General features: G+C 52.8%; 20 protein-coding genes. 12 read left to right on the top strand and 8 right to left on the bottom strand.

Features of this window, described 5'->3' with window-relative positions; all coding sequences use genetic code 11:
• Positions 1 to 9: 9 nt before the first annotated feature.
• The 3 genes from ACWIKB_RS06365 to ACWIKB_RS06355 form a co-directional block, all read right to left on the bottom strand.
• Positions 10 to 1,842, bottom strand: coding sequence for a DAHL domain-containing protein (locus tag ACWIKB_RS06365; RefSeq protein ID WP_475265831.1), 1,833 nt, complete (start codon positions 1,840 to 1,842; stop codon positions 10 to 12).
• A gap of 201 nt (positions 1,843 to 2,043) precedes the next feature.
• Positions 2,044 to 2,478 (bottom strand): hypothetical protein, encoded by a 435-nt coding sequence (locus ACWIKB_RS06360; protein ID WP_475265830.1) that lies wholly within the window; start codon positions 2,476 to 2,478, stop codon positions 2,044 to 2,046.
• A gap of 115 nt (positions 2,479 to 2,593) precedes the next feature.
• Positions 2,594 to 3,508, bottom strand: a complete 915-nt coding sequence (locus ACWIKB_RS06355) for a LysR family transcriptional regulator (protein WP_475265829.1) — start codon at positions 3,506 to 3,508, stop codon at positions 2,594 to 2,596.
• A 95-nt stretch (positions 3,509 to 3,603) separates the two neighbouring features.
• Here ACWIKB_RS06355 and ACWIKB_RS06350 point away from each other — a divergent pair, with 95 nt between their 5' ends.
• Positions 3,604 to 4,605 carry an MBL fold metallo-hydrolase gene (locus tag ACWIKB_RS06350; RefSeq protein WP_475265828.1) on the top strand — a complete coding sequence of 334 codons (1,002 nt, stop codon included), beginning with the start codon at positions 3,604 to 3,606 and terminating at the stop codon, positions 4,603 to 4,605.
• 64 nt (positions 4,606 to 4,669) lie between these two features.
• On the opposite strand, the gene ACWIKB_RS06345 is transcribed toward ACWIKB_RS06350, so the two are convergent.
• Positions 4,670 to 5,443, bottom strand: coding sequence for an L-iditol 2-dehydrogenase (locus ACWIKB_RS06345; RefSeq protein ID WP_475265827.1), 774 nt, complete (start codon positions 5,441 to 5,443; stop codon positions 4,670 to 4,672).
• Positions 5,444 to 5,526: 83 nt separating this feature from the next.
• Positions 5,527 to 6,837: an ABC transporter substrate-binding protein gene (locus ACWIKB_RS06340; protein ID WP_475265826.1), complete on the bottom strand. Its 1,311-nt coding sequence runs from the start codon at positions 6,835 to 6,837 to the stop codon at positions 5,527 to 5,529.
• 244 nt (positions 6,838 to 7,081) lie between these two features.
• Between ACWIKB_RS06340 and ACWIKB_RS06335 the strand changes: the two genes are divergently transcribed.
• A complete protein-coding gene (locus tag ACWIKB_RS06335; protein ID WP_475265868.1) occupies positions 7,082 to 7,984 on the top strand; it encodes a helix-turn-helix domain-containing protein in 903 nt (300 codons plus the stop codon).
• Between the two features lie 281 nt (positions 7,985 to 8,265).
• Positions 8,266 to 9,093 (top strand): undecaprenyl-diphosphate phosphatase, encoded by an 828-nt coding sequence (locus tag ACWIKB_RS06330; protein ID WP_475265825.1) that lies wholly within the window; start codon positions 8,266 to 8,268, stop codon positions 9,091 to 9,093.
• Positions 9,094 to 9,149: 56 nt separating this feature from the next.
• Here ACWIKB_RS06330 and rfaH read toward each other — a convergent pair whose 3' ends face one another.
• The 3 genes from rfaH to galU are packed head-to-tail and all read right to left on the bottom strand — an operon-like array spanning position 9,150 to position 10,958.
• Positions 9,150 to 9,677, bottom strand: a complete 528-nt coding sequence (rfaH, locus tag ACWIKB_RS06325; protein ID WP_475265824.1) for a transcription/translation regulatory transformer protein RfaH — start codon at positions 9,675 to 9,677, stop codon at positions 9,150 to 9,152.
• Between the two features lie 25 nt (positions 9,678 to 9,702).
• On the bottom strand, positions 9,703 to 10,128 hold the full coding sequence (locus ACWIKB_RS06320; protein WP_475265823.1) for a phosphomannomutase: 426 nt from the start codon (positions 10,126 to 10,128) through the stop codon (positions 9,703 to 9,705).
• Positions 10,125 to 10,958: a UTP--glucose-1-phosphate uridylyltransferase GalU gene (galU, locus tag ACWIKB_RS06315; RefSeq protein WP_475265822.1), complete on the bottom strand. Its 834-nt coding sequence runs from the start codon at positions 10,956 to 10,958 to the stop codon at positions 10,125 to 10,127. Before galU ends, ACWIKB_RS06320 begins: the two co-directional genes overlap by 4 nt.
• A 407-nt stretch (positions 10,959 to 11,365) precedes the next feature.
• On the opposite strand from galU, the gene ACWIKB_RS06310 reads away from it, so the two are divergent.
• The 9 genes from ACWIKB_RS06310 (at position 11,366) to ACWIKB_RS06270 (ending at position 22,347) form a co-directional block, all read left to right on the top strand.
• On the top strand, positions 11,366 to 11,806 hold the full coding sequence (locus ACWIKB_RS06310; protein ID WP_475265867.1) for a low molecular weight protein-tyrosine-phosphatase: 441 nt from the start codon (positions 11,366 to 11,368) through the stop codon (positions 11,804 to 11,806).
• Positions 11,807 to 11,851: 45 nt separating this feature from the next.
• Positions 11,852 to 14,080, top strand: a complete 2,229-nt coding sequence (locus ACWIKB_RS06305; RefSeq protein ID WP_475265821.1) for a polysaccharide biosynthesis tyrosine autokinase — start codon at positions 11,852 to 11,854, stop codon at positions 14,078 to 14,080.
• A 263-nt stretch (positions 14,081 to 14,343) separates the two neighbouring features.
• Complete coding sequence (locus ACWIKB_RS06300) at positions 14,344 to 15,507, top strand: acyltransferase family protein (protein WP_475265820.1); 1,164 nt, start codon at positions 14,344 to 14,346, stop codon at positions 15,505 to 15,507.
• 17 nt (positions 15,508 to 15,524) lie between these two features.
• Positions 15,525 to 16,775, top strand: coding sequence for an O-antigen ligase family protein (locus ACWIKB_RS06295; protein WP_475265819.1), 1,251 nt, complete (start codon positions 15,525 to 15,527; stop codon positions 16,773 to 16,775).
• Positions 16,768 to 17,826 carry a glycoside hydrolase family 5 protein gene (locus tag ACWIKB_RS06290; RefSeq protein ID WP_475265818.1) on the top strand — a complete coding sequence of 353 codons (1,059 nt, stop codon included), beginning with the start codon at positions 16,768 to 16,770 and terminating at the stop codon, positions 17,824 to 17,826. The genes ACWIKB_RS06295 and ACWIKB_RS06290 overlap by 8 nt, the downstream gene beginning before the upstream one ends.
• 20 nt (positions 17,827 to 17,846) lie before the next feature.
• Positions 17,847 to 19,022: an oligosaccharide flippase family protein gene (locus ACWIKB_RS06285; protein WP_475265817.1), complete on the top strand. Its 1,176-nt coding sequence runs from the start codon at positions 17,847 to 17,849 to the stop codon at positions 19,020 to 19,022.
• Positions 19,019 to 20,083 (top strand): polysaccharide pyruvyl transferase family protein, encoded by a 1,065-nt coding sequence (locus ACWIKB_RS06280; RefSeq protein WP_475265816.1) that lies wholly within the window; start codon positions 19,019 to 19,021, stop codon positions 20,081 to 20,083. The genes ACWIKB_RS06285 and ACWIKB_RS06280 overlap by 4 nt, the downstream gene beginning before the upstream one ends.
• Before the next feature lie 19 nt (positions 20,084 to 20,102).
• A complete protein-coding gene (locus ACWIKB_RS06275) occupies positions 20,103 to 21,248 on the top strand; it encodes a glycosyltransferase family 4 protein (protein WP_475265815.1) in 1,146 nt (381 codons plus the stop codon).
• Positions 21,241 to 22,347, top strand: coding sequence for a DUF1972 domain-containing protein (locus ACWIKB_RS06270; RefSeq protein ID WP_475265814.1), 1,107 nt, complete (start codon positions 21,241 to 21,243; stop codon positions 22,345 to 22,347). The genes ACWIKB_RS06275 and ACWIKB_RS06270 overlap by 8 nt, the downstream gene beginning before the upstream one ends.
• Positions 22,348 to 22,360 lie beyond the last annotated feature (13 nt).

Raw genomic sequence — 22,360 nt, 5'->3', positions numbered from 1 at the left:
GACCCTTGGTTAGAGTGTTCCGTCGGCTGTCGCTGGCGGTTCAGTCACGGGGCTGTCCGCCAGTTCAAGGGGAATCTCCAGGGTGAAAACAGCACCCTGATCAGGTCCATCGCTGTGAACGTGAAGGCGCCCATTCATTTCCACCGCGGCGAGTGCACAGCTGTGCAGGCCAAAGCCATGGCCTTCTTTGCGCGTGGTGAAACCATGATTGAAGATGCGGGACAGGTTCTCGGCGAGTATGCCTTCACCCTGATCTTTGACGCTGAAGCGCAACGTTGAACGGTCGAAGACGCTGACGCTCAATGTCATTTCCCGCTGCTGCTCAGTGACTTTGGACATCGCATATTTGGCGTTGCTGATCAGGTTGATCAGGATCAACAGCAGCCGGTGTTTGTCGCCAATGATGGTCGGTACATCGTGGTAGTCCTTGACCACCGTGACATGGTGTCGGCTCAAGGCGCCGGAGTTCATGCGCAACGCGTCTTCAAACAGGGTGATGACGTTCAACGGCTCGACCACCCGTGCCGCGCCGGCATAGGCCTGCTGGGTGGAAACGATATCTTTGATGTGGTCGATACTCTTGGTCAGTTGCGACAGTTCATCGACGATACCTGATTGCTCGACGGCGATGGAGTCCACCAGTTGATTGAAGTAAAGGGGCAGCAGTTTGCCTTTCTCGTCGTGGGTGATGAATTGCCCCAGGTCCTCGGAATGAGCGTTCATCATGTTCACCGCTTTACCGAGGCCTAGTGTTTTGCTGGTAGATAATCGGTGCGCGATCACATCGGCAGAGACATTAACGCTATTCAATACATTGCCGACGTTGTGCAACACATTGGTGGCGATTTCCGCCATACCGGCCATTCGGGCGGCGTCCACCAGTTCGCGCTCAGCCTCAATCAGCTCTCGCGTGCGTTCCTCGACGCGTTGCTCAAGCCGCTCGTTGGCCGTTTGCAGCTCGTTGTTAATCTTGTTGATCACGGTATAACTGCGGATCAGACGTCCCGCCAGATACACCAACAGAAACGCCATGATGCTGGCGCAGATGGCCAGGTAAATATGGTATTGGCGGTCCTGTGCTTCTGTTCGGCGTTGAGTTTCGTTTAACAGCTCATTGATGCTGTCCAGCTGCTGTGCGACGGGAATGACATTAATCCGGTCGAGCAGGTCATTGACGATGGGTTGTTCCCGGACGATCGAGTTCACGTGAGTGACAAAGGTATTGAAAGGTTCTTGACGCTCAGGAGGAAGCTGGCTCATGTATTGGGTGAGGATGGCCAGTTGGTGATCGATTTCCCTGGCGTTGTCGCTGGAGGCATATAAGGCGTATTCGAGGGTGGTCAGCGTCAGGTTCAGAATATTCCAGGAGTTGGTCAGGTATTCCAGCTGTTGTTTATCAGTGATCTCTTTTAACAAGTCCTGAATATTGTTTTCTACATCGGGCAGGGCGTCGAGGGCGGTGCGCAGTTTTGTGTTGTGTTCCTTGAATTGATCAACCAGTTGCGACTTGTTTTGCACGGCGTTGAGGTAGCCCTGTCGGCGATCATTCCATAAGGTGGACAGCGGGCCGGAATTGTTCAGTTTATCCAGTTGGTCCCATCGGTTACCTGATTCGGCGGGCGTTCCCAACTGCAAGCTACTGTTGATGCCGATTTTCGCCCTGAGGATTTTCACCGCCCAGTTGGCATCCAGTTGCTTTAGTTGACGAACAAAGTCACGGGATTCGAAGTAGGTTGAAGTTTCATAGGAATACGACTTTATAAGCAGGAATATGAGTGCCGCAAAAGTTGTAAGCGTTATGGCTGTCAGGACGGTCCATTTGTAACGGCTGCTGATTTGCATAATGTGCTTCTACTCCCTGTAAACGGAAAATACATCCATCACGCAAATATCAACGTATTTCATATTTTAGTCGTGCGCTGGGAAACTGCGCGGAATGAGACGGAAAAGCCCCGGTGCCTGAAAAAGGCACCGGGGCTTTTTTGCCGAATACGATGTGGCGACTGCTGTGGATGCCCGGCGCGGCCGCTACGTCAATGGAAATCAGGCAGCCATTTGTTGCTGCAATTGCAGGTTGCCATCCACATCCTTGACCAGCCCACTGGCCAAAAACAGAGGCATCAGGCGCTTGTGCAATTGCGGCTCGACGAACTCCTTGACGGTCGCCAGCGCCAGGCTCCCGTAAACCTCCAGCTCCGCTTTGGTATACGACAACCAGGCCTTTTTCAGCGCCATCAGCACATCGCTGCCGGCGGTGGAGGCGAAGCGGCGGTTGACCACTTGTCCTTCAAGATTGAAGGTGTGCTGGTACTCGTAACCGGTCTCGTCGCCCGCGCTATCGACACAACGGATGCAGGTGCATTTACCGTCGCCGAAGGCCGTGCGCAGATAGCTGTTGAAGTCCACCACGGGCTTGAGCCCCAGGCGCTTATCATCGACTTCAAACAGATCCCCGGTCAGTTTTTCTTCAGTACTCAACGTTCATTCCCTCACTGTCATGCGGTGTTGTTTCACAGCGCTGCACAATACCAGCCGGATCGGCCCTGCGGGTATTTTCCACTTCTGCGAAATGCGCTGGCGGGGGCATGCCGGTTTAGCTGACGCCCTGGTCAGCGGCCCGAATGAAATGCTCTCGAAGCCATTGATGCGCCGGGTCTTCATGGGACCTCGGGTGCCAGGCCATGGCGACATCAAACGCGGGCAGATGGATAGGCAGGGGCAAAATATCCAGGCCAGCGGCATACCGTTGCAGCAATCGATCGGGGAGTGTGGCGACGCAGTCCGTATCCTCCAGCACCAGGGGAATCTGGTTGTAACCGGAGACGGTCAGCGCGACGTGGCGCTGATGGCCCAGATTTTCCAGGGCATTGTCCACGCTGCTTTTGAATTGCCCCTCTTGGGAAACCATGACGTGAGTGAGCGCGCAGTATGCTTCCAGATCAGGATTTGCTGTACCTCGGGGATGCCCCTTGCGCTGGGCCAAACGAAAGGTATCTTGCAGCAAGAATCTCGACTTCAATGCCTCGGGCACTTGTCGTGTCAGACCGACATAGAGATCAATCTCACCTTTTTCCATCCTGTACGTCAGGCTTGCCTCGATCGGCGTCACAAAGCTCAGGCGTATGCCGGGTGCCTGATGCGCCAGCACCGACTGCGCGACGCTCAAACCCACCAGCGTGAAAATATTGTCGTTCACGGCCACGACAAAATCACGCTTGGCCGTCAGCGGCTGGAAGTCTTCACTCAACGCCACGGCACCCTGAAGATCCAGCAATGCCTGATGCAGTCGGGGTTTAATCGCCAGGGCGCGATCAGTCGGCACCATGCCACGACCGGCTTCTGACGGGACCAGCAGCGGATCATCAAACAGATCTCTCAATCGCCCTAACTGCGTGGATAACGCTGGCTGGCTGATGTTCAGTCGCTTCGCCGCGCGGGTGACGTTTTGCTCTTCAAGCAGCGCATTGAGTGAAATGAGCAAAGGGAGATCCGAACGCCGGATATCCATATTCGATATACCTCGTATAGGGAGATGCAACTCACGGCTGCGACTATGAGGCATTAGGGTGTGGATTGAACCGATTTTGCCTTATGGAGTTACTTATGCGAGTGAACAGCTTTTTCGTTTCGAGTGTGCTGGCGGCGTCGATAGCAATGATGGGGGTTATTACTTCAGGCTCAGTGGCGGCGGCCGAGGCCCAAGCGACGCCGGCCGCCCAAGTTCACGCCCAGGCCCCCGGCGTCTACCGTTACCGAGTCGGCGATTTTCAGGTGACTGCCTTGTCCGATGGTACGGTGCCCCAGAACCTGCATGCGCTACTGACCAATACAACGCCGGCTGAAACGGACGGTTTGCTCAAACATGCCTTCTTGTCCAATCCGGCTGAGGTATCGATCAATGCCTTCCTGATCGACACTGGCACCCGGCTCGTGTTGGTGGACACGGGCGCTGGTGCGCTCTTCGGTCCGGGCAAGGCCGGCAAGCTGCTCGGCAGTTTGAAATCGGCGGGCTATGCGCCGGAGCAGATCAACGACATTTTGCTTACCCATATCCACACCGATCATAGCGGCGGCCTGGTCAGCGAAGGGCAACTGGTTTTCCCCAATGCCACCGTTCACGTGGGCAAGCCCGATGTGGATTTGTTCCTTGATCCGAAGAACATCCATGGCGTTAACGGCTACGACAAGCGCTACTTCGAGGAGGCGGTCAAAACCGTCGGCCCCTATGTTAAAGCCGGAAAACTCGTGCCGTTCACTGGCGTGACCCAGTTGTTCCCGGGGGTTGAAGGGATTCCAACGCCGGGCCATACACCTGGCCACAGCTTCTATCGATTTGAAAGCAAAGGTGAGTCAATCGAGTTCATTGGCGACATCGTGCATGTTGCGTCGGTGCAGTTCACGAAACCAAAGATCACGATTGTTTACGACGTCTCACCTAAAGAAGCCGCGGCCCAGCGTGAGAAGCAGTTCGCCAGTGCGGCTTCTCAGCGTGAACTGGTGGCGGGCGCTCACCTTCCTTTTCCGGGATTGGGGCATATTCGAACTGAAGGTGAGGGTGGTTTCACGTTCGTGCCGATCGAATATCGCGATCGCGATCAACCTTAAAGTCTTCTGCGAAGACAAAAACGCCACTCATTGAGTGGCGTTTTCGTTTGTGCACCGTGGGTGGTCAACTCATCCAGTTCCCACCATCCACGTTATACGTCTGCGCCACGATGTAATCACTCTCGGCCGACGCCAGGAAAATCGCCATCCCCGCCAGGTCTTCGGCGGTCGCCATGCGTCCGAATGGTACTTCCTCGCTGACCAGTTTTTTCTTCTCCCCGAGCGGCCGGTTTTCATACTGGGCGAATAAGGCATCGACACCGTCCCAGTGTTCGCCGTCCACCACACCCGGTGCAATGGCGTTCACATTGATACCGTGTTTGATAAGGTTCAGACCGGCCGATTGCGTGAGGCTGATCACCGCCGCTTTGGTCGCGCAATACACCGCCACCAACGCTTCACCGCGTCGGCCGGCCTGGCTGGCCATGTTGATGATCTTGCCGCCATGGCCCTGGGCGATCATTTGCCGGGCGGCGGCCTGCAAGGTAAACAGAGTGCCGGCCACGTTGATCGAAAACAGCCGCTCGTAGCTGTCGCGAGAGATGTCCGTGATTGGCGCGAGATCAAACAGTGCCGCGTTGTTGATCAAGATATCGAGCTTGCCGGTTTTCGCGACGACGGCTGCGATTGCGCCGTCTATCGATGCCTGATTCGTAACGTCCATCTCGACCGCATAAGCCTTGGGGCCCAACTCGGCAGCCGTGGCTTGTGCCCGTTCCAGGTTGATGTCGGCAATCGCCACGGTCGCGCCTTCGTGGATGTAGGCTTGCGCGAAGGCTCTGCCGATGCCACGGGCCGAACCGGTAATGAGGGTGCTTTTTCCTTCCAGACGTTTCATTTATTCCATCCCAATGACTTGGTTTTTACCGATGACTGCTTCGCAGCAGACCTGTGAAGATCCAGTGTGGAAGCGAGCCCTGATTATTTGGGATACCCGGCGCGTTTCATCTCGCGTTCGGTGCTCTGTTGGGCGCTGGCCAGGGCCTGCTCGACCGACATCTGCCCGGTGAGCGCCGCGGATAACTGCTTGCCGACCGACGTGCCGATGGCCTGGAATTCGGGGATGGTCACGTACTGGATCCCGACGTAGGGCACGGGCTGCATGGACGGGTGCGCCGGGTCGGCGTTCTGCATCATCTGCAACGTGACTTTGGCGAAGGGCGCGGCCTGCAAGTACGCATCGCTGTAGGTGGACATCCGGGTGCCTGGCGGAACATTGGCAAGGCCATCCTTCGCGGCGACCAACTGGATGTATTCCTTGGAAGTGGCCCAGGTGACAAAGGCTTTGGCTGCATCCTTGTGTTGCGAGCTGGTGGGGATCGCCAGCGACCAGGCATAGAGCCAGGACGAGCCCTTGTCCGTGACCTGCGTAGGCGCGGCGACGAAGCCGACCTTGTCAGCGACATTGCTCTGGGTTTTATCGGTGATGAAGGAGCCCGCAACGCTTGCATCGACCCACATAGCGCACTTGCCGCTATTGAACAGCGCCAGGGTTTCGTTGAAGCCATTGCTCGACACACCGGGCGGGCCGTAGCGCTTCAGCGTATCGACGTAGAAGTTGGCGGCGGCAGCCCACTCAGGCCCGTTGAGTTGAGGTTGCCACTTTTCGTCGAACCAGCGCGCCCCGAAGGCATTGGCCATGGTCGACAGCAGCGCGATGTTTTCACCCCAACCGGCCTTGCCGCGCAGGCACATGCCGTATTGCTCTTTGTCCGGGTGGTGCAGTTTGCCGGCGAACTCCGCAAGCTGGGTCCAGGTTGGGTGCTCGGGCATGGTCAGACCGGCGTCCTTGAACAGATCGGTGCGGTAATAAGTGACGGTGCTTTCGCCATAAAACGGCAGGGCATAGAGCGTGTCGTTGACTGAAAGCCCCTGGCGAACCGAGGGAAAGATGTCCTCGACGTCATAGTTGGCGGGCAAATCCTTCATCGGTTCAAGCCAGTTTTTGGCAGCCCACAGTGGCGTTTCGTAAGTGCCGATGGTCAGCACATCGAACTGACCACCCTGAGTAGCAATGTCGGTAGTCAGGCGCTGGCGCAGGACGTTCTCCTCCAGCACCACCCAATTGAGCTTGATGTCCGGATGCTCGGCTTCGAATGTTTTCGATAGCTTTTGCATGCGGATCATGTCGTTGTTGTTCACCGTCGCGATGGTGACGGTGTCGGCTGCCTGGGCGAGCAGGGCGCAGGAAAAACCGGCGGACAGAAAAAGTGCGTTGGGCAATAGCTTCATCGTGTTCTCCGCTCTGCGGCGTGGGCAGCAGAATCTTTTATTGTTGTAATCCGGGATGGCGAGCCGATTACAACAGCTACCCAAGGGCCTAACAAATGAACGGCATACGCCACACTGATACTTTTTTAACTGCTCGTGCGCGCGGAAAAAAAGTATCAGTCGCCCCCCATCATTGCGCTAGGCAACCCACACTGCTTAGTGGGAGTCTTGCTTAACCTACAAGAACAAGAAGGACGCGATAGTGATAAGCCATTACGCCACCGCGGACAAACAGCCTGCGCTCGAAGTCATCCTGAACGAACCACAACACAGCTTTCGCTGGTATCAGCATGACTATCCCTTCGACCTGGCTCGCTGGAATCATCATCCCGAATTCGAAATCCACCTGATTCGTGAAGGCAGCGGCCGGTTGTTGGCAGGGGATTACATCGGCCTGTTCGAGGCCGGGCATGTGGCGCTGATCGGGCCGGGGCTGCCGCACGACTGGATCAGCGATCTGGGCAAAGGTGAGTTGATTGCCGGCCGTGACGTGGTGTTGCAGTTCGATGGCCAGGCATTGATGCAGTTGCGCAACCTGGTGCCCGAGCTCAATGAACTGCAAAGCCTGTTCCGGCAAGCCGCTCAGGGCATCGAGTTCTGCGGTGCGACCCGCAGGAAAGCAGCCAGCCTCCTGGAACAGATCGGTCAGAGCCAGGGATTCGAGAGGTTGTGCCTGTTCCTGGCGTTGCTGCAGTTGCTGTCCTCGGCACCCGAGGCCGAAAGAAAAACCCTCGCCAGCCTGCAATATGCGCCGATGCTCGACGCCCTGACGGCCCAACGCATGAGCATCGTCTTTGACTACATCCTCAACGACCTCGCCGAGGAGTTGCGCTTGTCCGTCATCGCCCAACGCCTGGAGATGAGTGAGCCGGCGTTCTCCAAGTTCTTCAAACGCGCCACCGGCCATACCTTCGTCGATCTGACGCGCAAGCTGCGGGTCCAGCGGGCGTGTCGGTTGCTGGCGCAGAGCGACCTGAGCGTCGCCAATATCTGCTTCGAAGTGGGCTATGCCAACCTGTCGAATTTCAACCGGCACTTTCGCCATGAAATGCAGGAAACGCCGAGTGAGTATCGACAGCGGTTGCGAAGGGCGGTAATGGCAACATAACTATTTATGCCGACTGTTATAAAAAGTCGAAAACATGTAAGTGCTGGCAACTCATTGAACATTTAGTTTTAAGTGGGCTGCATAAAACAGCGCAAACAAGCGCGCGGTTACGGGCATTTTATAACATCCCGTTAAATTCACTGTATAAGGCATTTTACTTCTCTGTCGGTCTGATAGATTCATTCGCGAAACAAAACGACAGGCCACCGGCATGCCGTCATCAGTTTGAACACTCAAAGACTAACCAGACCTTTCAATCGAGAGCGTCTAACGGAGGATTAATGGATTTTTGGACGACCCTGCAGGTATTGATATTAGGGATGGTCGAAGGCCTCACGGAGTTCTTGCCCATCTCCAGTACGGGACACCAGATTATTGCCGCGGACTTGCTCGACTTCGGGGGGGAGCGAGCCATGGCCTTCAATATCATCATTCAGTTGGGGGCTATCCTGGCGGTCGTCTGGGAGTTTCGCCGCAAGATTTTCGAGATCACGACGGGATTGCCAACCCAGCGAAACGCCCAACGTTTCAGTTTGAATGTGTTGATCGGGTTCCTGCCGGCGGTAGTACTCGGGGTGATGTTTGCCGACAAGATTCATGAGTATCTTTTCAATCCCATCACTGTGGCCGTAGCGCTGGTGGTGGGCGGGATTGTCATGTTGTGGGCAGAACAACGCGAGCATGTAGTGCGCGTCGATCACATTGACGATATGCGCTGGACCGATGCCCTGAAAGTCGGCTTTGCCCAGTGCCTGGCGATGATCCCCGGCACTTCGCGCTCGGGGGCGACCATTATTGGCGGGTTGCTGTTTGGTCTGTCACGCAAGGTGGCGACCGAGTATTCATTCTTTCTGGCGATGCCGACCATGGTCGGGGCCGCAGTCTACTCTGGCTTCAAATATCGTCACCTGTTCCAGGCCAGCGACTTGCCGGTGTTTGCCTTGGGATTTGTGGTGGCGTTCTTCTTCGCGATGATTGCCGTGCGTGGTTTGCTCAAGTTCATCGCCAGCCACAGTTATGCGGTGTTTGCCTGGTACCGGATCGTATTCGGTCTGTTGATCCTGGCGACCTGGTGGCTGGGCTGGATTCAGTGGTCTGAGCACCCCTAGACAGGTGAAGCCTGCCGCCAATCACTGGCGGCGGGCTTGCGCAAGCGCCGGGGATATCAAGCGTTACAGGAGGCCATCTGCAGCGTGCTGACCCCTCTCAACGGCAGGCAGATTCGCTGTTCGCGCTGCAAAAAATTCATCAGCACGATCACTCGCTCTTCACCGTCCATGGCCAGGAACACCGCCTCGAGTTCAGCAAAGGGGCCTTCATTGATGCGCACGAGTTCTCCGGGCTTGAGCAGCGTTGTCACGATGGCCTGGTTGTCCCGTTCCTGGAGGTCGTCGACCAGCGCATCGCTGATCGGCAGTGGTTGACCGCCGAAGGCGACAACCCGCAAAACCCCGCGCGTCGAGCGCAAGGGTCCCCAACTGTCCTGCAGGCTCAATTGAATAAACAGATAGCCGGGAAACAGTGATTCGCTGGTCATGTGGCGCCGGCCTTTGAGCAGGCGTTCACGTTGGTAGGTAGCGCGAAAACAGGCATAACCCTGGCGCAGCAGATGCTCTTCGGCCCGCTCATCCTGTCGGGCTTTGCACTGGACCAGATACCAGGCTTTGGCCGCGTGTTCGGTCATCGCATTCATGAGGTGTGCTTCCTTTGTCGGTGTCTCATTCGGCCCCAGCGCCGATCTGCTCCAGGAGTTCCGCGGTTTTCAGCTGCATCAACTCGATGTCGCCGCGACTTTCCACATTCAGCCACGTCGTGCGGCCGTTGCCCGCGAGTTGCAAGCTGAAGCGCCAGTCGGCAAAGACCAGGTTCAGCCCGTCGTTTTCCCGGATTTCCAGTGCATTGCTGGCGTAACGGTTCTTTATTCTCGCCAACAGTGCAGGTCCATCCTGGACGTGCCGGCGGATCTCCCCGGAAGAAGGAAAGGCACCGATGCGCTCCACCAGCAGCACCGGTGGTTTGCGCGTGCGCGGGAAGACCAGCTCCGACGCATAGGCACGGACGATGAGGTACGCAAGGTTGTTTTTGAGCTCAGCGCCATACGGCTGACGACCGTCACGCGTCTTGAAACCGCTTAACGTATTCATAGGGTGCTTTGATGCAGGTGTTCGAAGCAGAAATTGGTCGCTTCGATGTAACCTTCGGCACCGCCGCAATCGAAGCGTCGGCCCTCGAACTTGTAAGCCAGCACGCAGCCGTCCTGGGCTTGTTTCATCAGCGCATCGGTAATCTGGATTTCGCCGCCCTTGCCAGGTTCGGTGTCGGCGATCAGGTCAAAGATGTCAGGGGTCAGAATGTACCGGCCGATGATCGCCAGGTTGGAAGGCGCGTCCTCCGGGCGGGGTTTCTCGACCATGCTGTTGACCCGGTAAATCCCCTCGCTAATCAACTGCCCGGCAATCACGCCGTACTTCTGAGTGTGCTCGATAGGCACCTCCTGGATCGCCACGATCGAGCAGCGGAACTGCTCGTAGAGCTTGAGCATCTGCGTCAGCACGCCGTCACCGCCTAGGTTCAGGCACAGGTCATCCGCCAGTACCACCGCGAAGGGCTCGTCACCGATCAGTGGGCGGCCGCTCAAAATAGCGTGTCCCAGGCCCTTCATTTCTACCTGGCGGGTATAGGAAAAACTGCAGGTGTCGATCAATTCCCGAGTGCCCGCCAGGAACACTTCTTTAGCGGTGCCGCGAATCTGATGTTCCAACTCGAAGCTGACATCGAAATGGTCTTCCAGCGCTCGCTTGCCACGACCGGTGACGATGGCCATATGTTGCAGGCCGGCATCGCGCGCTTCCTCGACGGCGTACTGGATCAGCGGCTTGTTGACGATTGGCAGCATCTCCTTAGGCATGGCCTTGGTGGCGGGCAGAAAGCGGGTCCCATAGCCAGCAGCGGGGAACAGACATTTACGAATCATGAAAGCGTCCTTGAAAGTAGACTGATGTATTGGCAGTGGCAGTAAGAAAACTCGAACCAGGTTGAGGGAACCGACAACGCTGGGTGAACGGCTATACATTATCCATTCTCTAAGTAACGCGTAATTTAGAGGGATCGCCCGCGGGAAAGCCGCAACTGTTAGAAACTGTCGGAATAAATATCGATGCTGGCCAACTTCTGCCGGCTAAAGGTCGAAGTGTTATTTATTGTCCGTAGAAAAACTTGAGTGAATTTCAAGTGCCATGGTAATAAATATGTCCTTGGTTTTTTAAAACCGATTCTGCAATGACCGGGCAAACAGATGCCCAGGTTTTTCCGTGGCTAAAAACTCTTATGTTCGGCAAGTGCCGTGTCACCGCCAATGTTGACAAGACGGGGAAGTTTATCTTGCTTAAAAGAGTTTTGATTGTCTGTGTTGGCAATATATGCCGTAGCCCCATGGCGGAAAATCTCCTGCGCGGGGCACTCGCTCATTCCGATATCGACGTCAGTTCCGCCGGACTTGCCGCATTGGTCGGTGAGTCGATCGAGCCTACGGCGCGCGCGGTACTCGAAGCGCATGGGCATTCGCCCAATGAGCACCACGCCACGCAACTTGTGCCTCAAGCGATCAGCGAGGCGGACCTGATTCTGGTGATGGAGCGAAAGCATGTCAGCGGCGTGCTCAACATGGCTCCCGAGGCACGGGGCAAGGTGTTGATGCTGGGGAAATGGCAAAACGATCGCGAGATCGGTGACCCCTATCGGCAAGGCAAACCTGCCTTTGCGCACGCTTATGCGTTGATCGAAGAAGCCGTAAACGCATGGGCACAGCGTCTAGTACGTTGATCGCCACTGCTTTCTGAATCGTAATAAAGGCAAAGAATCCGACTTATGCAGCAAGCGCCAGTAGTCACCGTACGGGAAGACGACAACGACGAGATTGATCTCCTCGGTTTGTTTGGAACACTTATCGACCATAAATGGTTGATTGCCGCGATCACGGGCGCCTTTATGGTGACAGGGGCGGCTTATGCGGTGCTGGCAACCCCGGTTTATCAGGCAAATGCGTTGCTGCAGGTGGAAGCGAAAAAGAACGACTTGCTGGGCTTTTCCGATGTCAGCAGCATGTTGGGCAAAGAGTCGCCTTCCGCTACCGAGATTGAGCTGATCAAGTCACGTGCAGTGATTGGCAAGACCGTCGATGAACTGAAACTGGCCATTATCGTAGAGCCCAATTACTTCCCCGTCATCGGTGAGTTCTTTGCGCGCCGGTTCAAAAATGCAAACCCTGACGAAGTCTCCAGCCCATGGTTGGGGATGGCGGGTTACGCATGGGGAGGCGAGTCGTTAAAAATAGCTCGCCTGGATCTCCCGCAAGACAAACTCGCGAAAAAACTGACCTTTATTACCGGCGAGAATGGCTATTTCAAGCTGCTCGATGAAGATGACCAGCTATTGGTCGAAGGGCAGGTCGGCGAGCTTGCCGAGCAACGCGGCGCCAAGCTGTTTGTCGAAGAGTTGCGTGCCAACCCCGGCACCCGGTTTCGTATAGTCCGTAAACCACGCCTGACTAGCATTCTCGATTATCAAGAGGCGCTAGACGTCATTGAGCGCGGTAAAGAGTCGGGCATTATCGGGTTGGCATTAGAGAGTACCGAGCCAGAGTTGGCGGTGAAAATCCTCAACAAGATTTCCGAACTCTACGTCGAGCAGAACGTGCAACGCACGTCGGCTGAGGCGGCTCAAAGCCTGGAGTTCTTGAAGGAACAGCTGCCTCAGGTCAAGAGTGACCTGGAAAAGGCCGGGAATGCGCTCAATGCGTACCAGACTCGCACCAAGTCCGTGGACATCAGCCTGGAAACCAAAGCGATCCTGGACCAGATTGTCTCGCTTGATACCGCCATCTCTCAGTTGAAACTCCAGCAAGCCGAGATGGACAGAAAGTTCACCCGCCAACACCCGGCCTACCGTGCGTTGATTGCGCAGATTGGTGAATTGAGCAGCAAACAACAAAGACTGTCAGAGAAGGTTCAGGACCTTCCTTCTACGCAGCAGGAATTACTCAGCCTGAATCGTGATGTCGAGGTGGGCACGGCCATCTATACGCAACTACTGAACAAGTCCCAGGAGCTCGATGTCATGCGCGCCGGGACGGTGGGTAATGTGCGCTTGATTGATACGGCGGATGTAAACCTGATCAAGCCGATCAAGCCGAAAAAGATCCTGATTGTTTTGGTCGCAACCTTCCTTGGCGGGTTCCTCGCGGTGCTGCTGGTTTTACTGCGCAAGGCATTGAACAGAGGCATAGAGAGTCCGGAAGCCATTGAGAAACTCGGGCTGCCGGTCTACGCGTCCATTCCCTACAGCACCCTGCAAAAAGACGAAGAAGAAAAAAATACCCGGACGGGGAAACGTCTGAGTCGTGGTGTCTCGCTGCTGGCCATCAACCACCCTACAGACCTGGCCATTGAAGCGCTTCGCAGCTTGCGCACCAGCCTGCATTTTGCGATGCATGAAGCGGACAACAATCGATTGATGATCTCTGGTCCCAGTCCGCAGGTCGGTAAAACGTTCGTGTCTGTCAATTTGGCTGCGGTAATCGCCCAGACAGGGCAACGCGTATTGGTGATCGACGTCGATATGCGCAAAGGCTACATCCATAAAGTCATGAACACCCCCAGCACCAATGGGCTGTCCGATGTCCTGGCCAAACGCTGTGATCTGAAAACCGCTATCCATAAAACGGAGATCGACAATTTCGACTTCATTAGCCGGGGGCAGATACCGCCGAACCCTTCGGAGTTGCTCATGCATCGCAACTTCAGTGAACTGCTGTCGCAGGTCAGTGGGATGTATGACCTGGTCATCCTCGACACCCCTCCGTTGCTGGCAGTAACAGATGCCGCGATTGTCGGACGCCAGTCAGGAACCAACCTGATTGTCACACGCTTCGGTTTTAACCCTTCCCGAGAAATAGAACTCACCATTCGCCGGTTCGCGCAAAACGGAATCGAGCTCAAAGGCGCCATTTTCAACGGTGTCGAAAAGCGCGCGTCAGCGAAATACGGGTATGGCGCTTATGGTTATTACAACTACGAGTACAAATCAGATCTGAGCTGATCCGGATAGGCTGATTTATCAGCTGTTTTAACTGTGTATGGCATCCGCTGAGCGGGCAGGGTGCCATCAACTGATGCAAATGTTGACCCTTCAGTAACGACATCGTGTTCTCGGGAAAATGACTCTAAATCCTGGGGCGGTAGCGTGGGAAATTAAAATAAATCTGTCGAGAAGCCTGCATCCAGAGTTCAGGAAGTTGGGATGTGATGGGCGTGTAGTTCATTGAGTTCAGGTAGTTCCTCCTGATAGATATTGAGAAAAAGATGGCAATAGCTAATAAACAGGGATTCTACGTCGAGCTGGAGTCTATTCGGGGGGTGATGGCGTGGTGGGTCGTTTTTGGGCACCTATACTCCTGCTTCCGTCAGGCAGTGGGGAACGTTCCTCCCATGATCAACGAAATTTTATTGGCCACCGCTATTCCGGTGGACATCTTCATTTGTCTAAGTGGCTTTTTTATCGCGAAAGCCTTAAGTGGAAAAAATAGTGGTTACGGGCCGTATATTATTCGGCGCGCTTTCAGAATCATTCCGATCTACCTGCTGGCCATTTCCATGGCTGCATTACTGTTCAATGACCGGATGAGCGTTCGCATGGACATGCCATGGAATACACCGGGTCAAATAGCCGCCATCGAAAGTTACTGGACCAGCATCAGCGCAAATATAACGGCATACCTGGTTCCCTGTCTGATGTTGCTTCAGGGCGTCATTCCAGATCAATGGCTCCCCCATGCGGGAGATGCCTTTTTGGCCCCGGCCTGGAGTCTTACCCTTGAGTGGCAGTTTTACCTGATCGCGCCGTTGATCGTGGGGGGCTTCGCGCTTAAACGAGGCAAGACACTAATCGTTGGGGCAAGTTTGCTTGTACTGATGCTCCTGGCCAATTCCGGCCTGACCTTCTCCTACGGCAGTTTCATTTTTTTGAAGTTGCCAGTGTTCATCATTGGCATGTTGACCCACGATTTGATTCGTCGTGATGAAGGTGAGTTGAAAAATGCCATTTTGATTATGCTCATCGTCCTCGCGGTGGGGCTCATTACCCGATCCTTCGCCAGTTTTGCCTCTGTCGCTTTATGGGCTGGGTTAGCGATTGTGTTCAAACTCAATAGCACATTGGATCTGCCGTTGCTTACCAGAACATTAGATCTTTTTAAAGCGCCACTAAGGAATAAAGTACTGGTAAGGCTGGGGGTGCTGTCGTACTCCACCTACTTGATTCATATTCTGATTATCGATTCGGTGATGATCGTCGCAAGAAAGTTGGGTGATCTAAGCGCTGATCAGGTGCCTTTGTTTATCGCGCTCTCAATAATGCTCACTTATGTGACCTCGTCGGTGATCCATCGGTGTGTCGAGATACCCTTTATTGATGTCGGTAAAAGAATAGCGGCGTCTGTCTATTCTCGAGAGTTAAAATGCGAGTAACGGCCCTTGTAAACTATATGCTGTTTCCACTGCTGTTGGTGGCGACGGCGTTCAATCTGCGGTATCGGCTGACGGGTGCTGATATACACCTGGGGGGCGCCGAGTTGTCTATTGCGCCCTATGATATTTTTCTTTTTCTGATTCTGGTTTCAATCGTCTTTTTCAGTAAGAAAATCAATCTTGAAAAAATCAAGATTGATCGAATTACTGCAATGGCCATGTTTTTTGTCGTGTTGTCCTCCGTATCACTGATTAATTCGGAGGCGGCAAATTTCACGCTTTATGAAATTTTCCGGCACTGGAAAATTATCGTCCTGTTTCTTGTGGTGCGGTCGGTATTCCAGGATGGACAGTCGATGGATAAATTCACCAGGGTTGCGGCGTTATTGATCCTTTTCGAAACGTTGTATGCCGCCTATCAGTTGGCAACAGGCGATGTCACTGAAGATGCTCAACAAGTAAAAGAATTATTCGTGGAAAATGGCATCACCCGAGTCACCGGTACGCTACGGCATCCGGCATTGCTGTCCCTGTTTACGGTGCTGTTATTGCCGTTCTGTGTATACGGTGCGGTTAATGGACGGGGCAGGCTGCTGTACATCGGTGCGATTGCCGCTGGCTTTGTGGTTATTTGCCTGACCTACTCAAGAACGCAGATTGTGTTGTATTTCTTTGTGGTGGGGCTGTGCCTTTTCTATTTCAAGCGTCCGAATGGCCGCTCGATTTTAAGAAACAAAAAAATCATCTACACCTCGGTGATCTTTTCCTTGGTGATTATGGCAGGTGCCATTTACAACCTTGAAAACCTCTATGCCCGATTCTTTGATGCGCCTGAGTCGAGTACGACTTCGAGGCTGATTTTGGCAAAAATCGCACTCAATATGTTTGTAGAGCACCCAGTCATTGGGGTGGGTTGGAATAATTTTGTCGATGTCATGGAAAAGTATGATGAGTTTGGCGCCTCGAAGAGCTTTAGATATCCCGCGCACAACATGTATTTACTGGTCATGGCCGAGACGGGACTCTTGGGGATCATCAGCTATCTGGCGCTTATATTCGGTATCTACAAACTTCATAAAAACACCATAAGGAGAGGCGGTGATGTTTCCATTAACAACGCTTCCGCAGCCGCGCTGGTGTCCATTATCGCGATCCTGATAACCGGTATTCAGGGCTGGTCATTTAGAGCCGACAGCATCCAGGCCATTATCTGGATAAATTTCGGAATAATTTGCGGCCTTAATGACCGAGCGAAACGACATGCTTAGAAGAACCTTCTTATGCGTATTGCTGCTGGTCATTGGATGCAGCGCTCAGGCGGCCAACCGGCAGGCGCAGGATTATAAAGCCGGCATGCCGCTACGGGGTTTTAATATTGATTTGAATTTAACCGAGCAGGATTTCAAAAATCTTGATGACTTAAATGTAAATGCGGTACGTGTTGCGTTTGCCTCACATCCACTGTTTGACGAAAAGGGCGGGTTGGATAATACGGCGGTTGCTGTGCTTGATCGCTATGTCCAATACGCGAAAAAATACAATATTCTGATGTTGGTCGATGTTCATACCTTTCCTGGTAATGTCAAAAAATATTCGGGGTCGGTTGAGGACGAATATTGGCGTAATGCTGACTTGATGAGCAAACTGATCGAAAGCTATGGACAGCTTGCAGAAAAGTATAAAGATCAAAGCATGGTGATTGGGTACGACATCGTAAATGAACCGGCCCCCACTGAACTTTCTGGCTATCTGGATTTTTTAAAGGAAGCCTCGGCAAAAATATTAAATATTTCACCAGGCAAGGTTGTGCTTATCCAGCCACGCATCACCATTCAACCCAACGGTATCCCTAACGGACAGCGCTCCAACTGGCATGAAATCACCCGCCTGATTGATGACAAGCAAATAATCGGAAGCCTGCATTATTACGACCCTGGTTATTTTACTCACCAAGGCGTCCGAGGCTTTCCAACGGATCAGCGTTTGCCATTTTTACTAAGAGGTGAACGAAGCTTGAGTCTCTATTTTCGGAAGACACTGTCCCGTGTCTTAAGGCATTCCGGGCCGGTTATCGTCGGGGAATTCAGCGTGTCGAATTACAGCCCGGTGGATGACGCTGAGTTGTACATGAAAACGTTGATTGATCTGTTTGAACAAAATCGCTGGAGTTGGTTTTATCACTCTTACAAAGAAGCGGATATCTGGAACCCTCAACTGTCACTGACCAAAACAGGTTTGGCTGCAGATTCGGCATCAAAGAAATATTTGCTTTTGAAGGAGTATTTTAAATTGAACGACCGCTTTCAGTCCCTTGACTGAAAGCGGGCAGGAGTTTTTTCTTGAAAGCGATTCAACTGCTTATCTCATCGTTTGGCGCTGCCGGCGCAACGTTTTTACTCCAGGTCATACTCAGTAGAACTCTGGATGCTGCCAGCTTCGGCCTTGTGTCGTTCTCTAACGCGATCACTATCACACTCGGAGCGTTGGCGTTCAGTGGTGTAAACAGCTTGCTGTTGCGACGCGTCAGCAGGGCGCCGGGTGACTATGCGCACTATATGAAAGTTGCGTACGTCTGCCTGCTCATCAATACGCTGGTCGCCTACGTCGTCAGCATTGCGCTGTTGTATGGCGCCGGAATAGATATTTTTGCCGCTACAGCGCTGGCAACGGGCGTAGTGGCCCTGGCGGCTCAGTCGATCGTCATCACGCAAGGTCAACTCAAGAGCAGTCCCCTGCGGATTTCCCTGGGCCAAGTCGTCGTGCCGCTCTCAAGAATAATATTCGTCGTCGCGATTTTTTATTCCATGGCTGCCAATTTAATGAGCGCCGCTGCGGGATTAGGCGCCGCCAACATTTTTTGCGCACTGCTGTGTTTGGCGTTAATAACGCGTCATGGGAAGTCTGCAGGAATAAGGATTGGCGGGTTTCTGAAGGACTCTATTAAATACTCACTGAATGGCGCTCTGAATATTGCTCAGCTGCAAATCCCCATTTCATTGTTGGGGCTTATTTATGGATCGACCTATTCTGGTTATTTGGCTATTTGCAATACGTTGCTCACGGCGCTGTATATCGCGCCTAACACTGTATTCAATACCTACCTGATAAAGAAATATCATGCGCTGACCAATAGCGAAAAATCCTTGCCCATAAAGCACGCACTTTATTCATGCGGCGTAGGGGTGATAGTGGGTGGTTGCCTGAGTGTTTATTCCCATGATCTTGTTCATCTGGTTTTCGGTGGCGAATACGCTTATGCCGCTCAGGTATTACAAATAGCCGCCTTGTCCATTGCATTCAGGTTTTTTGCGACACCTTTAGGTGCAGCACTGTTGAGTGAAGAGTGGGTCAGCAAAAAAATAATCGTTGCCAGTATTGGGGTAGCACTGCAAGTCGGGTTGTTTGTTTTGTTGATGCCGTTTGAAGCAAAGGGCATTGGCGCAAGCATCGTGGTTAGCGAGTTTTTCATAGCCGTCTCGTACTACATTCTTTATAGAAAGAGCATCCGTGCATGAATGTTTCTGTCATTGGGTATTATGGAAATAACTTCGGTGATCTTTTAATGCTGAAGTCGCTGCTGTCTGTGCAAAAGCCGGGAGTGGTGTATACAGTCTTGACGTATGGGGATGGCGAATCGCTTAAAAAACAAAGTTTCATTAGCGCTGGCAAAATCGGCGTAGTGGATCTTAATAAGGCAAACAGATTGCACGCCTATAAAAGCGTTATTAAAAGCTCCGCGATTGTCTGGGGTGGCGGAACGTGCTTCATGGATGAGGGCGGGACGGGTGGGATCAAGTACATGGCGTTGGCGCGCGTGTTTGGCGCCAAAGTTATTTATGCAGGCATCGGCATAGATAATCATGAAAAATTGAAAACCCGGTTGATTTTGTTTTTTGCGACACTGATATCGAAGGCCCTTTATATTCGAGACTCGGCCTCACTTCAGGCCATCAAGAAAATCAACCCGTGGATTCGTACCGGCAAACTAAAACAATCAGTGGACCTAGCGTATGCGTTGGATATTGACGACAACGGCTCTGTGGAGAATCTGGAAGCTAGCGACAATTACATCATCGTGTGCCTGCGCGATCTTGAACACTATGGCGGTCAATCCAGTGACGACATATACAGTCAGCTGCTGGATGTTTCGATCAGGATTTGTTGGAAATTGGGTGTCAACAAAATCGGTATATTTAATGCCGATGCGGAGGTGGACGCCGGCGTGTCACGCTACGCGGAGAGTGAGTTGAGGGACAGGGGCTTTACGGTATTCAAAATCGAGGGCTCCGATATTGACAGTTCCATCGCTTATATAAAACAGGCGAAGCACATACTCAGCGCACGCTTGCATCCGGCGGTGGTCGCCTACTCAATAGGTACGCCGTTTTCTTTGTATAACTACTCGGATAAAAACAAAAAGTTCACCGCTGAAACGAATACCGAGTCGTGCTTGATTAACCGAGGCGCAATCGATGAATTCGTACCGGATTACACGCCTGGTTTTACAACTGGAAAAAGCGCGCATAAACAGCTGGCGCAGTCGACGATTAGCGAAATATACCGGTTGTTAAATTGAACTGAATAAGGATTTTCTCATGGGTCATTTGAGTTATTTCATTATTGAACCAGTCGGCGGGCATGGCGGGATGAATTATTACAATACCGGTCTAGGGCAAGGACTGGTTTTGAATCGCGCTCGCGTCAATCTCTATACGTGCCCTGAATCGCAAGAGCAAAGCTCCGACAATTTTACGATCAATAAATTTTTCAAAGGTGTTTACGGCAAATCCAATAAATTCGTCAGGCTTGCACGCTTTGTTATCGCGCTAATGCGGTCCATTGTGGATATCAAGAAAAAAGGCGGAAAAACCTGTCATCTGCATTTTTTTCAATATTCGCTGCTTGAGTTGATCACCTGCAATTTGTTGAAAATGAGCGGGGTAAAAATCATTGCAACTATTCACGATGTTGAATCATTTTCAGGGAACTCGCTGACTCGCACCCATGCCTCTATTTTGCGAGCGCCGCAGGAATTTATTGTGCATAACGAGTTTTCGCGGCAAGAGTTACAGGGCGTGATTGCTGCGCAAGGTCTCAACCGCAAAATATCCGTTATTCCTCATGGTAATTATCTTCCGTTCGTGAAGCGGCAAGAGGCGGTCGTTTCACGCCAGCGTTTACTACTGCCTGAAAACAAAAAGATCATTCTGTTTTTTGGGCAGATAAAAAAAGTAAAGGGGTTGGATGTACTGTTAAGCGCGATGGAAACTGTCTCGAAGCTTGAGCCCGACGCCGTGCTATTGATTGCAGGGAAAGTGTGGAAGGACTCATTTCAAGACTATGAAGACTTGATAAAGTCGAAAAATATATCGGACGTGGTTATTCCACATATTCGGTACATCAAGGACGAGGATGTCGACTTTTATTACTCCGCCGCCGACATAGTGGTCCTGCCCTATAAGAAGATCTACCAAAGTGGCGTACTGCTGATGGCCATGTCGTATGGCTGTATTACCGTCTCTTCGCGTTTACCCGCCATGGCGGAAGTTGTCGATGAAAACAACAATGGTTTCTTGTTTGAAACGGATAACCCGCAAGATTTGGCGCAACAGATACTCGTGGCGCTGGGGTCAGACAGTGCAAGACAAATTTCGCAACGTGCCCAAACCACGATGCAGGAAAAACATGATTGGAAGCGTGTAGCGCATCTGCACATTAAGGTGTTTGAAAACTATGAGTAGGCACTTGTTGATTCTTGGGATAAGAGGCATTCCGGCACAACACGGAGGCTTCGAGACATTTGCCGAAAAACTGGCAGTCTATTTGAAAGCCAAAGGCTGGAAAGTAACGGTGTACTGTCAAGACAGCGGAAGTGGCGCGGTCACCGAAACAGACTGGAACGGTATTCGTCGTGTTCATATACCGGTTTCCAGAGAGGGCGCGCTGGGAACGGTTATTTTTGATTTGAAGGCTGTCTGGCATGCATTGAGCGAGCGCGGGCTGTTTCTGACGCTGGGCTATAACACGGCCATTTTCAATCTGCTTCAGCGACTGAAAGGCCAAGTCAATATCATCAACATGGACGGTATCGAATGGCGTCGGGAGAAGTGGGGCGCAATTGCCAAGACCTGGTTTTGGTTGAATGAAAGAGCGGGTTGCTGGATCGGCAACCATCTGGTGGCTGACCACCCGAAGATCAAGGAGCATCTTGCGACGCGCGTCAGCGCCGACAAGATCACCATGATTCCCTACGGTGGAGATGAAGTGAAATTGGCATCCACCGATGTATTGACGGCTTTCGCCCTGGAGCCGAACAACTTCTCGATCATTATTGCGAGGCCCGAACCGGAAAACTCGTTTTATGAAATGGTCGCGGCATTCAGCTCGTCGGTGAGAAATCACAAACTGGTGGTTCTTGGGAACTTCACTCCCGATACCAATGAGTACCATAAGAAAGTGCTGGATGCGGCCAGCGATGAGGTGATATTCCCAGGCGCCATCTACGACGCAAAAGTTGTTCAGGCGCTGCGTTACTTCAGTCGTTTCTATCTACATGGCCATCGTGTCGGCGGCACCAACCCATCACTGGTCGAGGCGCTGGGCGCTGGCTGCGCAATCATTGCACACGACAATTTATTCAACCGTTGGGTAGTGGGTGAAGGCGCCGCGTACTTTGCTGATCAGCAGGCTCTTTCCCGGTTATTGGGTGAGTTGCTGGGAGACCCGCAAACCATTGCGACATTGAAACAAGCCGGTGCGGCGAGATTTGCCGAGTGTTTCAAATGGGAAAAGGTACTGAGTGCCTATGAGCAACTTTTCATTGAATGGCAGCCCTCGTAAGCCATTCATCACT

The organism is Pseudomonas sp. 5Vm1k, from assembly GCF_056161485.1.
This window is presented reverse-complemented; position numbering and strand designations above follow the sequence as displayed.

Bases quoted from the DNA above. Each gene is read 5' to 3' on its own strand.
- ACWIKB_RS06365 (WP_475265831.1), bottom strand. From the start codon at position 1,842: ATGCAAATCAGCAGCCGTTACAAATGGACCGTCCTGACAGCCATAACG.
- ACWIKB_RS06355 (WP_475265829.1), bottom strand. From the start codon at position 3,508: ATGGATATCCGGCGTTCGGATCTCCCTTTGCTCATTTCACTCAATGCG.
- ACWIKB_RS06350 (WP_475265828.1), top strand. From the start codon at position 3,604: ATGCGAGTGAACAGCTTTTTCGTTTCGAGTGTGCTGGCGGCGTCGATA.
- ACWIKB_RS06345 (WP_475265827.1), bottom strand. From the start codon at position 5,443: ATGAAACGTCTGGAAGGAAAAAGCACCCTCATTACCGGTTCGGCCCGT.
- ACWIKB_RS06340 (WP_475265826.1), bottom strand. From the start codon at position 6,837: ATGAAGCTATTGCCCAACGCACTTTTTCTGTCCGCCGGTTTTTCCTGC.
- ACWIKB_RS06330 (WP_475265825.1), top strand. From the start codon at position 8,266: ATGGATTTTTGGACGACCCTGCAGGTATTGATATTAGGGATGGTCGAA.
- rfaH (WP_475265824.1), bottom strand. From the start codon at position 9,677: ATGAATGCGATGACCGAACACGCGGCCAAAGCCTGGTATCTGGTCCAG.
- ACWIKB_RS06320 (WP_475265823.1), bottom strand. From the start codon at position 10,128: ATGAATACGTTAAGCGGTTTCAAGACGCGTGACGGTCGTCAGCCGTAT.
- galU (WP_475265822.1), bottom strand. From the start codon at position 10,958: ATGATTCGTAAATGTCTGTTCCCCGCTGCTGGCTATGGGACCCGCTTT.
- ACWIKB_RS06305 (WP_475265821.1), top strand. From the start codon at position 11,852: ATGCAGCAAGCGCCAGTAGTCACCGTACGGGAAGACGACAACGACGAG.
- ACWIKB_RS06300 (WP_475265820.1), top strand. From the start codon at position 14,344: ATGGCAATAGCTAATAAACAGGGATTCTACGTCGAGCTGGAGTCTATT.
- ACWIKB_RS06295 (WP_475265819.1), top strand. From the start codon at position 15,525: ATGCTGTTTCCACTGCTGTTGGTGGCGACGGCGTTCAATCTGCGGTAT.
- ACWIKB_RS06290 (WP_475265818.1), top strand. From the start codon at position 16,768: ATGCTTAGAAGAACCTTCTTATGCGTATTGCTGCTGGTCATTGGATGC.
- ACWIKB_RS06280 (WP_475265816.1), top strand. From the start codon at position 19,019: ATGAATGTTTCTGTCATTGGGTATTATGGAAATAACTTCGGTGATCTT.
- ACWIKB_RS06275 (WP_475265815.1), top strand. From the start codon at position 20,103: ATGGGTCATTTGAGTTATTTCATTATTGAACCAGTCGGCGGGCATGGC.
- ACWIKB_RS06270 (WP_475265814.1), top strand. From the start codon at position 21,241: ATGAGTAGGCACTTGTTGATTCTTGGGATAAGAGGCATTCCGGCACAA.